8 protein-coding genes are annotated in these 13,165 nt (G+C 45.3%); 5 read left to right on the top strand and 3 right to left on the bottom strand.

Features of this window, described 5'->3' with window-relative positions:
- Nucleotides 1–604: 604 nt before the first annotated feature.
- Together B9T16_RS06315 and B9T16_RS06310 are read right to left on the bottom strand one after the other, a co-directional pair.
- Nucleotides 605–2,062 (bottom strand): recombinase, encoded by a 1,458-nt coding sequence (locus B9T16_RS06315; protein WP_410244324.1) that lies wholly within the window; start codon nucleotides 2,060–2,062, stop codon nucleotides 605–607.
- 103 nt (nucleotides 2,063–2,165) lie between these two features.
- The gene (locus B9T16_RS06310) at nucleotides 2,166–2,750 is read right to left on the bottom strand and encodes a hypothetical protein (protein ID WP_006616629.1); all 585 of its coding nucleotides are present in this window, start codon (nucleotides 2,748–2,750) and stop codon (nucleotides 2,166–2,168) included.
- 521 nt (nucleotides 2,751–3,271) lie between these two features.
- On the opposite strand from B9T16_RS06310, the gene glgB reads away from it, so the two are divergent.
- Both glgB and B9T16_RS06300 read left to right on the top strand, forming a co-directional pair.
- Nucleotides 3,272–5,578 (top strand): 1,4-alpha-glucan branching enzyme, encoded by a 2,307-nt coding sequence (glgB, locus tag B9T16_RS06305; RefSeq protein WP_006616628.1) that lies wholly within the window; start codon nucleotides 3,272–3,274, stop codon nucleotides 5,576–5,578.
- A 288-nt stretch (nucleotides 5,579–5,866) separates the two neighbouring features.
- Nucleotides 5,867–8,179, top strand: coding sequence for a GUN4 domain-containing protein (locus tag B9T16_RS06300; RefSeq protein WP_014274183.1), 2,313 nt, complete (start codon nucleotides 5,867–5,869; stop codon nucleotides 8,177–8,179).
- 127 nt (nucleotides 8,180–8,306) lie between these two features.
- Here the strand turns inward: B9T16_RS06300 and B9T16_RS06295 are convergent, their stop codons facing one another.
- Nucleotides 8,307–9,092, bottom strand: a complete 786-nt coding sequence (locus B9T16_RS06295; protein WP_014274182.1) for a 2-phosphosulfolactate phosphatase family protein — start codon at nucleotides 9,090–9,092, stop codon at nucleotides 8,307–8,309.
- Nucleotides 9,093–9,170: 78 nt separating this feature from the next.
- Here B9T16_RS06295 and dacB point away from each other — a divergent pair, with 78 nt between their 5' ends.
- From dacB to B9T16_RS06280, 3 genes are all read left to right on the top strand, one after another.
- The gene (gene dacB, locus B9T16_RS06290; RefSeq protein ID WP_014274181.1) at nucleotides 9,171–10,595 is read left to right on the top strand and encodes a D-alanyl-D-alanine carboxypeptidase/D-alanyl-D-alanine-endopeptidase; all 1,425 of its coding nucleotides are present in this window, start codon (nucleotides 9,171–9,173) and stop codon (nucleotides 10,593–10,595) included.
- Between the two features lie 23 nt (nucleotides 10,596–10,618).
- A complete protein-coding gene (locus B9T16_RS06285) occupies nucleotides 10,619–11,173 on the top strand; it encodes a hypothetical protein (protein WP_014274180.1) in 555 nt (184 codons plus the stop codon).
- A 163-nt stretch (nucleotides 11,174–11,336) separates the two neighbouring features.
- The gene (locus B9T16_RS06280) at nucleotides 11,337–13,151 is read left to right on the top strand and encodes an ABC-ATPase domain-containing protein (protein WP_006618664.1); all 1,815 of its coding nucleotides are present in this window, start codon (nucleotides 11,337–11,339) and stop codon (nucleotides 13,149–13,151) included.
- Nucleotides 13,152–13,165 lie beyond the last annotated feature (14 nt).

Raw genomic sequence — 13,165 nt, 5'->3', positions numbered from 1 at the left:
GACNCCCATAGGGANCCAGGTAGNCGGNCTGATATCTTTGTACATTGATAGGAGTATCGTTGTACATTGATAACCTAGTGGGTTCCCCCTACGGATACCTACGGCTATCGTGTTGATTTTGAAACATACCCTCCCCACCAACCGAAACAAACACTCTTGGGGGTGCGACCGABGGGATAGCAGTCAATGGTTCGTAACGAACCGATAGGCTTGCCATTGACGGGTATCACAAGGGAGTTACCCTATCGGTGTTTGGTTGGGGGGTGGTATGGGTATTTGACAGATTGATTAAGTTGTGCTTGTTGACTGAGTAATCAACCTGTTGACAGAATTATTTTCCTGTGCTAGGACTAGATTGTGAGTAATATCTGAGTAACTCAATAGGATATAGGGGTTGAGTAATAACCCGCTATCGCTGTCAGGATAAGGGTTTATAGTTAACGCGCCCTGAAGGACTTGAACCCACTATATAGCCTATAACCCCTATTCTACCGTTACTTAGGTGTTACTCAAAACCATAGCAGGATCCATCAATCTGTAGCCATAAAATAACCCCTAGGGGTTTAATCTAGGGGTGTTAATTTATGAAAGGTTGACGATTAGATTAATCTATCTGATAGATAACTCTGAGAAATAATTTAGCTTCTGGAGCATCAATATCAACCCCTAACGCTGTTAACCGTTCTATAGCCACGTTCAATGGTATAGGTAACTTAGAAACCCCTTTGAGGACTTCTAAGGTAGCGTCAATGCCTTCCGTCTTGTATTTACCCTCATTGACGATTGTGCTATGTCCCATAAGTCTTGCTCGCAACTCAATAGGCAATCCATACTTTTCACCTAACAGGTTGTACAGTCTACGAAAAGCATATTTTTGAGTTACGGGACATTTCATAGAAAAAATGCGTTTGGTAAATGTTCCATCAAATCCTCCGATTATGGTTCTGGGTTGACTGCCTTTTTTTGGGCTATATTCTGGTAACAACGGCCGTTTCAATTCTAGGAAATCAAACATATCAAGGCTAGGTATTGGGGCTACAACCCGTCCACCTGTTTTAATACTCACTTTCCTACCTTCTGCGTCAGTAAAGTAAACATAGTCACCTAGCACCAAGTAATTATCCTGATTATCGGGGTCTGATAGTGCTTTGATGATTACGCCATCTTCAGTTACAAATGGCTTAGTTAGATTAACAGCGGCGGCTATCTCGGTAGGTCTTAACCCGTACATTACTGCCATACCAGTCACCCATAACCAGCTATGCCTTGTTGATTGATGTTGGTGATTTTTAATAGTATAGGCTTCTTGTTTGGCGCTATACCACCAATCCTTAAAGGCATCGATGCCTATCCGTTGTTTCTTTTTGAATTGCGTTTGTTTGGGGTCAATAGGTTCAAGCTTTTTAAGTAAGTGTTCTTTGTTAGGTGATTTCTTAGCTATGGCTTTTAAGATGTAGTAACGTTCCTTGAAAGTTTTGGAGCCTATTAATCGCTCTCCATTCTGCAAGGGAATATATAGCATAGCCTTAAAACTCTCCCAGCTAGGATATTCATCCCAGTTAGGAAACAACTTGAAAAATACCTCTTTAGTAGTCTCGTAAGACACTAAGTCACTAGCGATATCGCGGGAACGCTTCCGACCTGTGTTGCGGTTGTACCCCGCAAAATACTCATCCTCAATTTGTTTAAAGATGTCCCGATAGGTTATCAGATTATCCTCAATCTGATTTTTCCCTAGGATGGTTTTATCGTACCAATCCCAAAATTCACTAGCGCTAGTGATAGTCCCTAGGGCTTCTGATACCAGTTTAGCTTTCTTAACCCCGTCTATCACCCCTTCTGGAGTACATTCAAGGTTAGCCGTTTTGGGTAGCCGTTTYCCGGTAGRTGGTTGCTTAAACTGCAATAGTAGATTGTACCTAGCCCCGGACTTTTGTAGTTTGAGTGTCACTCCTTTGGGACATTCCCCTTTAAAGTCTTGATAGGCTTTCAAGAATCTAGCGTAACTCTCATCGTAGTTGCCCTTTCCCCCTACTGTAGGGGTATCAGTAGCGTTACTCATTTTTTACTCACTTGTTACTCTGTTATGGCTTTGAGTAACACCTAAGTAACGGTAGAATAGGGGTTGTAGGCTATATAGACGCTTAACAACCATCTAGCGATCGCTAATAAGCCAAAGGCTGATTTGTTTGAGGTGGCGAAGACCAGGGAGGATTGACAATCGAGGAAAGTTCTCGCCCCGTAGCCGGACGCGGCTCTGCCGGTTGTACATATATAATATTATCTGGCGTAGGAATTTCCAAACCCGCATCAGGATCTTGAGCTGATTCTACAATAGTATGTTTGAGTATTTCCTTAGCCAGCCGCAGTTGTTGCTCTTGTTGTCGCAGATGTTCTAGTCTCGGATATTCTCCTGTCCAGCGAGACTCCCCATAAACCTTCAGCCCATAGAAAGTCATAGCACCTCCCATCAACACACAGGCTGCCACCGATGATATTTGTTTCACCGTAATTAGGCCCTTCAACCATAGCGGTAGTTCCTGCCGCCTAGGCAGCACTTCCACCACTGTTGTAGTTTTAGCCTCTATCGTCCTAATGGGAGATTCCTCCCGGGAGTAGGGAGTCGGTTTGACCATCCGGTTCTGACGAATGCGATCGAGAGGAATCACATTGTGAGACTTTCGGACCTGTACAAAAGGATTCACCTCGACCCGTTTACTGGGGCGGCGGGGTTTAAAGGCAACAGTCATCACTTACACCTGATCACAATGTTAGTTAGTTAGTTTTGCTCAGACCTTTCAGGCAACCACAAAAACATTAGGGTTATTGTACCACAGATGATATGCTCTGGTGTATCTTGAACCCTGAATTTTGGCTGATAAATGTCCCAAGTTTCACCCAACTTTGTATACTTGTGTTAAATTAGCCCCTAATCCAAATGCCCGATTCTGTAACGGCAATACTTAGGCGGAAACTCCTAGGACGCGATCGCGGCTCAAATTCACCGAGCAATTAGCCAATTGGCGATCGAGGAATTAAGGCTGATTGGAACCGATGATCTAGCTTACAGTTGACCAATGTGGTTGTGTGCTGCCTCCAGAACACACACCGAAAGCTGGCTGGCTACCCCATAGCCTAAATGCCTTTTTCGATCTAGGGACTGTAGGTTCAGAACCGCGTTTCTGTGCTGGCAGTCGAAGAAATCCCATTAAATTGAATTTGTGGGAGTGTTAACTCTAGTAATCTTTTTGTTGTAGAGCGTTTGATATCCATGACCATAGCATTAGATCAGATTGACAAGATTGTTTGGAACCATCACCACGACCCCTTTGAAGTCCTAGGCCCCCATCAAATTGAGAAAGATGGAAAAAGCCTATGGGCCGTGCGAGCCTATCTCCCCACCGCTGATGCAGCATGGGTTGTACTACCCGAAGAACGGAAAGAGTACCCCATGTACTCCGTTCATAACCCCCACTTCTTCGAGTGTGTTATTGATATTCCCGAACTGAAAAACTATAAACTGCGCTTCAAGGAAGGAGAACACGAGCGCGTCACCCACGACCCCTATGCTTTCCGTTCCCCCAAATTAACCGATTTTGATATTCACCTATTCACCGAAGGTAATCACCATCGTATTTACGAAAAACTCGGCGCTCACCCCATGAACCTAAATGGCGTGGATGGCGTCTACTTTGCCGTTTGGGCTCCCAACGCTCGCAACGTCTCAATTCTGGGGAACTTTAACCACTGGGATGGTCGCAAACACCAAATGCGGAAATTTGGTAACGGAGTCTGGGAACTCTTTATTCCTGAAATTGGCGCAGGAGAAGCCTACAAATACGAAATCAAAAACTTCGAGGGTCACATTTACGAAAAATCCGACCCCTACGGCTTCCAACAGGAAGTCCGACCCAAAACCGCTTCAATTGTAGCTGAGTTAAATAACTACAAGTGGAACGATGACGAATGGATGGAAAAGCGGCGGAACACCGACCCCCTCGACCACCCCGTCTCCGTTTATGAATGTCACCTAGGTTCTTGGAATCGCGCTCCCTTTTCTGAACCCCACACATTACCCGATGGAACCGTTGAGCCTCCAGTCCAAGCCGTAGAACTTGATCCTGGTAGTCGGTTCTTTACCTATCGGGAAATGGCCGATCAAATGATTCCCTACGTCAAAGAACTAGGTTTTACCCATATCGAAATTCTACCAGTTGCCGAACACCCCTTTGATGGCTCCTGGGGTTATCAGGTTACAGGCTACTATGCTCCCACTTCCCGATTTGGCACCCCCGAAGATTTTATGTACTTCGTAGATAAGTGTCACCAAAACGGTATTGGGATAATCGTGGACTGGGTACCTGGTCACTTCCCCAAAGACGGTCACGGGTTAGCATTCTTTGACGGAACCCACCTTTACGAACACGGAGACCCCCGCAAAGGTGAACACAAAGGATGGGGAACCCTAGTATTTAATTACTCCCGCAATGAAGTCCGTAACTTCCTGGTAGCTAATGCTCTGTTCTGGTTTGAGAAGTATCACATCGATGGCATTCGCGTTGATGCTGTCGCTTCCATGCTTTACCTCAACTATTGTCGCGAAGATGGGGAATGGGTCGCTAACGATTATGGCGGGTGCGAAAATATCGAAGCTGCTGACTTCATTCGCCAGACTAACCATGTCATTTTTAGCTACTTCCCTGGTATCCTCTCCATTGCTGAAGAATCCACTTCCTGGCCAATGGTTTCCTGGCCTACCTATGTCGGTGGCTTAGGCTTTAACCTCAAGTGGAACATGGGTTGGATGCACGATATGTTGGATTATTTCCACATGGACCCCTGGTTCCGCCAGTTCCACCAAAATAACATTACCTTTAGTATGTGGTATCACCACAGCGAGAATTTCATGTTAGCCTTGTCCCATGATGAGGTCGTACATGGTAAAAGCAATATCCTCGGTAAAATGCCAGGGGATGATTGGCAAAAATTTGCTAATGTCCGGGCTTTATTTACCTATATGTTTGCTCACCCTGGCAAGAAAACTATCTTTATGGGGATGGAGTTTGCTCAATGGAAGGAGTGGAATGCTTGGGGAACCTTGGAATGGGAAATGTTGCAGTTTGATGCACACAAAGGGATTCAGCGCTTTTTTAAAGATATAAATACTCTCTACCGCAGTGAACCCGCCCTCTATGACCAGGATTTTGCGGAAGCCGGGTTCCAGTGGGTTGATTGTACCGATAATCGCCATAGCGTGGTCTCTTTTATCCGCCGCTCTAAAGATACCGATGAGTTCGTAGTGGTGGTTTGTAATTTCACCCCCCAACCCCATAGCCATTACCGCGTCGGCGTTCCCGAAGTCGGCTTCTATACGGAATTGTTTAATAGCGATTCTGGCGAATACGGCGGCAGCAATATGGGTAATTTGGGCGGAAAATGGACTGATGAGTGGTGGTTCCATAATTATCCCCAATCCCTTGATTTGTGTCTGCCTCCTCTCGGCGTGCTGATTCTCAAGTTGGATAAAGAGAAAACTGCTAAGGCTTTTCAGCAGTCGGAAACTGATGATGGTGAATAAGTCTAATTAAGACATTGTGACAACAGAAAACCTGGTTTCTTTGCCGAAGCCGGGTTTTCAGTTTTTGGTCATCAAATATCAACCAGTGCGTCGGTCTGTCTTTCCTGCTCAACCATACTCTCAACCCTCACCCCCAACTCCTTTCCCATACCGGGACAGGGGAGTTCAAAAATTGCTCAATTATTTCTCCCACCAGAAAAAAGGAGAGTAGTTCATGAATCCTTATTTATGATATCATAGCCAGAAAGTTTTTATTATCCATAAAGAAACAGTCTCTAGTATGAACCTATGCGTCAATGTCTCAACCCCGACTGTCTCCAGCCTAACCTTGATACTTCCCAATTTTGCCAAAAGTGCGGTAACAAGTTACTCCTGCGAGAAAGGTATGCGCCCCAGTCAATTTTAGGACAAGGCGGTTTTGGTCGGACATTTCTGGCTATTGACGAAGATAAACCCTCAAAACCCTATTGTGTAATTAAGCAATTCCTCCCCCAAGCTCAAGGAACAGACAGTACCGAAAAGGCTTCTCAATTATTTGCACAAGAAGCACAACGTTTAGAACAACTGGGCAAACATCCCCAAATTCCCGAATTAATGGCTTATTTCACCACAGATAATCGTCAATATTTGGTTCAGGAGTTTGTCGAAGGGGAAACCCTAAAATCTGAGTTAGATCAAAACGGTTTTTTTTCACCAACCCAGGTGAGAGGATTATTAATAGGACTGTTGAAAATCTTAAAGTTTGTTCATGGTCAGCAGGTAATTCACAGAGATATTAAACCAGAGAATATCATTCGCCGCCGTAGTGATAATAAGTTATTTTTAGTAGATTTTGGGGCAGCTAAGGTCGTCCAACAACAGCAGCGCACAGCTACTGGAACAATTATCGGTTCGGCGGAATATTGCGCCCCGGAGCAGTCTATGGGGAAAGCTGTATTTATGAGTGATTTATATAGTTTAGGGGTAACTTGTCTGCATTTATTAACAGGAGTTAGCCCCTTTGATTTATATGACCCGATGAATGGAAAATGGGTGTGGCGAGATTCATTGAATGGGAATGTTGTCAGTGATGAATTGGGTAATATTTTGGATAAGTTAGCAAATCCTATACCAAAACACCGTTATCAGTCTGTGGAAGAGGTGATGAATGTTGTTAGTCCGCCTCTTCCTCCTAAGCCTGTAGGGGAAGGGGGGGAATTAAAGTCCGCCGTGGGGATGGACTACAGAAGGTTGCGTGACTTACTCGCTGGGGGGAAGTGGAAAGAAGCAGACGAGGAAACAAGGCGCGTTATCTTAGTTGTGGGTAAGCGGGAAGACAAAGGTTGGTTAGATAGTACAACTACTGAGAAATTTCCCTGTAAAGACCTCCGCACTATTGACCAATTATGGCTCAAATATAGCCATGGGCGCTTTGGTTTTTCTGTGCAGCAACGCATCTATAAAAGTTTGGGGGGAACCAAAGAGTGTAACTCAACAATTTGGGAATCTTTTGGAGAAAGGGTAGGATGGAAAAAATCCCAAAATTGGTTGGGTTGGAAAGATATTATTTTTGATATTACTGCACCAGAAGGACACCTTCCTTTGGGTGTTGTTGGTTCATGGAGTATTGGAAATGTGGGTGGTGGATGGGTAGGACATCTTTTATCTCGTGTGGATGGTTGTCAACTCTCTGTTCCACAAGTTATAAATACTGTCCGTCCTGTTTTTCCCCCTAACAATTCTTGTCTACAAAAAACTCTCATGGGGCATTCTAACTCGGTTTATTCCGTAGCATTCAGCCCGGATAATCAAACCCTGGCTAGTGGGAGTTCTGACAAGACTATCAAACTTTGGGATGTGACGACAGGTAAGCTACGCGAGACGCTGACTGGACATTCTGACTGGGTTAGTTCTGTGGCATTCAGCCGGGATGGTCAAACCCTATGTAGTGGGAGTGGGGACAATACTATCAAACTTTGGGATGTGACGACAGGTAAGCTACGCGAGACGCTGACTGGACATCCTGACTGGGTTAGGTCTGTGGCATTCAGTCGGGATGGTCACACTCTGGCTAGTGGGAGTTTTGACAAGACTATCAAACTGTGGGATGTGAGGACAGGTAAGGTTCGCCACACTCTGACTGGGCATTCTGACAGGGTTTATTCTGTGGCATTCAGCCGGGATGGTCAAACTCTGGCTAGTGGGAGTTCTGACAAGACTATTAAACTGTGGGAGGTGAAGACAGGTAAGCTACGCGAGACGCTGACTGGACATTCTGACTGGGTTAGGTCTGTAGCATTCAGCCGGGATGGTAAAACCCTGGCTAGTGCCAGTTTTGACAAGACTGTCAAACTTTGGGATGTGAGAACAGGCCAGCTCCGACACACGCTAACTGGACATTATGGCTGGGTTTGGTCTGTAGCATTCAGCCGGGATGGTCAAACTCTGGCTAGTGGGAGTCTTGACAACACTATCAAACTTTGGGATGTGAGGACAGGTAAGCTGCGACACACGCTGACTGGACATTCTGACCCGGTTAATTCTGTGGCATTTAGCCAAGATGGTCAAACGCTGGCTAGTGGCAGTGGTGACAACACTATCAAACTTTGGTGGTCATTGTGATATGACTAACTCCAATGGGTAGCATGGAAGGGGGATATATTTGTTGATCAAACCCATTCCTAATCAAACCCATGGAGTTTATGAATCTCCCGTTAAGATCCTATAGTGGCGGTAACGGGATGAGTTATCAAAAGGCGAGGGGTTGTTCTATCCAATATTGAAGACTCTGCATTTTCATTTGGGATTTAATTAAGACCCCAGGTTGGCTTTGGATGGGCAGGACAGTTACAATGTCTGTGTCAGCGCAATATTTCAGGTCGTCGTAGGATTCCAGACGTACTAGACGTTGACCATGGCTGGCGGTATTCATGAGTTTATATAGTTGATTTTGCCACTGGTAATAAAGGGCTACAGCACCAAAAACTTCATCATTGCCCCCTAGGTGATCTATGGGATAACCCATTTCTGAACACAAGCTATGAATAATGGCCCCGGCACAGGCTGTGTCTTCTAGGGAAAAGCTACCTTCCCAACCTGATGCGACTATCCAGATGGTTTCTGGTTTGGTGGTCATTAGATATTCTACGACGGTTCGGCGATTGACTAAAGCTGATGTGATGACTACGGGGGCATTCTGAACTGTCTGGAGGGCGCGGGTCCCGTTAGTGGTGGTCATAAAGAGTCGTTTACCTTCAACTACTTCTGGGGTACAGTTGAGGGGAGAATTACCTAGGTCGCAACCTGGGACTTTTTGCCCGCCCCTTTCTCCAACTCGTAGGCGTTTGTCGGCGGGCCATTTTTCGCTAACTTCCATGAGTTCATCGATATCGCTGAAGACTTGCACTGCTTCGGCACCGGCGTTGAGGGCTGTGGCTATGGTGGTGGTGGCCCGGAGTACATCAACGACGATCGCACAATCGGGAATGCTGTCTGTAGGAGTTAATTCGGGGGTATGGTAAACAAAAATTTTCACGACAGTTATATGTATTAAATTAATACTGACAGTTTATATATTTCCACATCTTTGCTGCAATTTTCCAAGATAAGGACTATGAAATCAATTGCGATCGCTCTCATTTCGACTCTGCTTAGTTTCTCAGGGCCAGTTATGGCGATCGAACCTAGGTCTATATGTCCAGCGGTACTTGAAGCTGAAATTAATGCGATCGCCCTTGACCCCAAATTTTCTCGTTCCCGCTGGGGAATTCTGATTGAGTCCCTAGACTCTGGCCAAGTCTTATATAGTCTGGACTCGGAGCGTTTTTTTCTCCCCGCCTCGACTATTAAACTGTTAACTACTGTAGCGAGTATGGAAACACTAGGGCCGGATTTTCGCATCCGTACTTCTGTTTATAGTAGTGGCAATGGCAATGTTTATATTGTGGGAAGAGGCGACCCTACGATTACTAATACTGAATTGGAAAGTTTAGCCCAACAATTGCGCGATCGTGGCATTTCCCAAATTGATACGTTGGTGGCTAAGGACGGATATTTTCCGGGGATGACTGTCAACCCTAACTGGGAATGGGAAGATGTGCAAGCGGGTTATGGAGCCCCGGTTAATAGCCTGATTTTACATCAAAATTCCCTAGATTTGAAACTATGGCCGACTGAAAATGTGGGTCAACCTTTAAGAGTGACCTGGGTTAGACCTGAACAAGGTATCGGCTGGCAAGTTGATAATCAAACCCGGACTGTTAGCACTACAGAACCGGAATTTGTAGCGATTGGTCGCTCTTTTACGGAACCGATTATTCGGGTGTCTGGGCAGTTGCATATTGGGGCGGAACCAGAAAATGTTTTTGCGGCTGTTATTAATCCCGGTCAAAACTTTTTAGATGGGTTCAAAACTATACTATCACAACAGGAAATATCTGTCAATCGGGGGATACTGGCTAATTATTCTCAGGGTTCGGAACCGGAAGTTGCCTGGGTGGAATCACCGCCATTGTCGGAATTGGTGAGGACTTTAAATATGCAAAGTAATAATGTATTTGCTGAGGCAATTGTCAGGACTTTGGGAGTCCAAAGACGTAGTTCAGATGCGGCCAGTTCGGGATTAAATATGATAGCGGAAGTGCTAGATAATTTAGGGGTGAGTCGGTCAGGATATGTGCTGCGAGATGGTTCTGGTTTGTCTCGTCATAACCTGGCTACTCCGGAAGTTTTAGTGGAAACTTTGCGGGTAATGTGGAACTCTCCCCACTGGGAAATTTATCAAGATGCTATCCCGGTAGCGGGGGTCAGTGGCACTCTGGAAAGACGCTTTCAAGATACGCCTGCACAGGGTCGGGTTTGGGCAAAAACTGGCACTATGAGAGGTATGTCTTCTCTGGCGGGTTATGTAAAATCTGAGAGTTATTCGCCTTTGGCTTTTGCTATTATAGTGAATCAGTCGAATTTATCGACTCAGGAATTACGAGAGGCTATTGATAGGATAGTAGTGGTTTTAACTGGTTTACAATCATGTGATTAGTCCATCAAATTAGAGGTAAAGTTATGGGTAAAAGTCTGGGGGAACTTCAACAGGAATTCCACGGAATTCAGCAGAGATTAAAGGAGGCGATCGCTGAATATCATGCCGTCCGCCTTATCCGGTCAGCTTTTCAGGTAAAATTGATATTTCCTGAAGATAAATCAGCGGCAGCTATCAGCGAATTTCATCGCCAAGAACAACAAGCGATCGCTGACCTGCCAGTTAACTTACAGCATATTGACCAAGATATTAAAGTGGCTGTAATGAAGGTTAAAAATCTGCAAGCAACTCTGTCGGTGAAGCAATCTCAAATCTATCAAGCCCAAGCTCAAATTATCTGGGAAAAATTAATCAAGCAATCAGCTAAAATAAACGAATTATCAGATACCCTAGAGACAGAAATTAAAGCATTGATGGCGATTACAAATGAGTGGGAACCTAGTGACGAATACCTACTTCCTACACCTCCGGTATTGCTGAAGATTTCATCTAGGAGAGTTCCTTATATTTATCAGCATCAAAACTATGTAGAAATTGGTGAAAAATTGCTCGATATACAGCCCGATGAAAGCCCGTAAAACTTTGAGAATATGGGGCTCCCGATATGCTACAATATTATAGGTGCATAACTGTCTGTTCTAATCAATGGACAGCTATCGGTTGTCAGCCTGGCCATCCCCAATTAATTAGGACTGCCAATTTAAGCCTAAGTCATATCTATTTTAACGGTCAATTTTTCCCATGAATAGTAAACAGTATCTGCATCAAAAATTACTAGACCTCGACAACCGAGGCTATAAAGCCTATAAAGATATCTCCGGTGAATATCAATTTCCCGACTTTACTCTAATTATTGATTATGTCCAGGGCGATCCCTTTGCTTCCCCCAGTAAATTGCGGGTGCAAATTCCACCAGCGATCGCTAATTTTCCGCCGCAACTATACCAAAACCCGATCCGAGAAGTGGCGCTAAGAGACTATCTTACCCGACAGTTTGACCGGGCGGCTTATGAAATTAGCAGTCGTCGGGGTACAGGTAAAAGTGGTATGATTGCGATTACCAGGGTTGGTCAGGAAGTGCTGGCGCGGACTTCGGTCTACCTAGTCCAAGTCGCTAACCCGACCCCGAAAACGATAGGAGGGAACCCGGCGCTACAACGGGGGAAACCGATAGCCGCCACCTCGGAAAAAGGCATCGAAATTCGCTTTTTTGTAGGACTCCCAGCCAGGGGTCGCAATATTCTGGGTCGCCAAGCGGCGGCTATGTTATGTGAGGATATTCCGGCTATTGTTGATCGCGCTCTCAAATACGAAAACCTAGACGAAGCCGCCTGTCAGCGTCATGTGGAAACGGTGGAAGATACGGAAAGTCTGCGACAACAATTAGGCGATCGTTCCCTGGTGGCTTTTATTGCTAATGATGCCATTTTACCGCGCCAAAGTGGGGTGAATGACCGCCCATTATCGAGGGAAAATGCGATCGCTTTTCAGTCTCCCCCTTCCTTAGAAGTTGAACTAAACCGACCCAACGGGGGACCGATTAGGGGCTTGGGTATTCCTAGGGGAATTACGCTAATTGTAGGGGGTGGATATCATGGAAAATCGACTCTTCTTAAAGCTATTGAGAGGGGCGTTTATAACCATATTCCTGATGATGGCAGAGAATTTGTGGTGACGGACTCGGCTGCTGTGAAAGTGCGGGCGGAAGATGGTCGCAGTGTGGCGGGGGTGGATATTTCACCTTTTATTAATCAGCTTCCGCAAGGGCGATCGACTACTGATTTTTCGACGGAAAATGCTAGTGGTAGTACATCCCAAGCTGCTAATATTATGGAAGCCTTGGAAGCATTAATTTTGGGAGAAAAACCGACTCCTCCGGTGTTACTGGTAGATGAGGATACGGCGGCGACTAATTTTATGATTCGCGACCGCCGAATGCAGGCTTTAATTGCGAAGGAACAGGAACCGATTACGCCTTTTATTGATAAGGTTAAACAACTTTATGATGATTATGGGGTGTCTACTATTCTGGTGATGGGAGGAAGTGGCGATTATTTTGATGTGGCTGATAGGGTGATAGCTATGGATAATTTTCAGCCAGTGGAATTGACGGAAAAAGCTAAGGCGATCGCGGCTGAATATAGGACGGGTCGCACCTCAGAAGGCGGTCAAAAGTTTGGTAAGATTAAGCCACGGGTTCCCCTAGCCGAAAGTCTTGATCCTAGTCGTGGAAAGCGAGATGTGCGGGTGAAAGTGCGAGATGTGGATGAGGTAACTTTTGGGTCGGAGGATGTGGATTTATCGGCGGTGGAACAGTTGGTTTCTAAAGACCAATTAAGGGCGATCGCTGAGGCGATGGTCTACGCTAAAAACAGATATATTGATGGGGTAAAAACTCTCCCAGAAATTCTTGATGAGATTATGGCAGATATTCAGGAAAAGGGTTTGGATATCATCAGTCCTTTTCCCCAGGGAGATTTAGCTATGTTCCGACGTTTTGAATTGGCGGCAGCTATTAACCGCCTACGAAGTTTGGAGGTGAAATCAGACCAGTGAGCATGACATTAACT

The organism is Arthrospira sp. PCC 8006, assembly GCF_046480465.1.
GTDB lineage: Bacteria > Cyanobacteriota > Cyanobacteriia > Cyanobacteriales > Microcoleaceae > Limnospira > Limnospira platensis.
This window is presented reverse-complemented; position numbering and strand designations above follow the sequence as displayed.

Bases quoted from the DNA above. Each gene is read 5' to 3' on its own strand.
- B9T16_RS06300 (WP_014274183.1), top strand. From the start codon at position 5,867: ATGCGTCAATGTCTCAACCCCGACTGTCTCCAGCCTAACCTTGATACT.
- B9T16_RS06280 (WP_006618664.1), top strand. From the start codon at position 11,337: ATGAATAGTAAACAGTATCTGCATCAAAAATTACTAGACCTCGACAAC.
- B9T16_RS06310 (WP_006616629.1), bottom strand. From the start codon at position 2,750: ATGACTGTTGCCTTTAAACCCCGCCGCCCCAGTAAACGGGTCGAGGTG.
- B9T16_RS06285 (WP_014274180.1), top strand. From the start codon at position 10,619: ATGGGTAAAAGTCTGGGGGAACTTCAACAGGAATTCCACGGAATTCAG.
- glgB (WP_006616628.1), top strand. From the start codon at position 3,272: ATGACCATAGCATTAGATCAGATTGACAAGATTGTTTGGAACCATCAC.
- dacB (WP_014274181.1), top strand. From the start codon at position 9,171: ATGAAATCAATTGCGATCGCTCTCATTTCGACTCTGCTTAGTTTCTCA.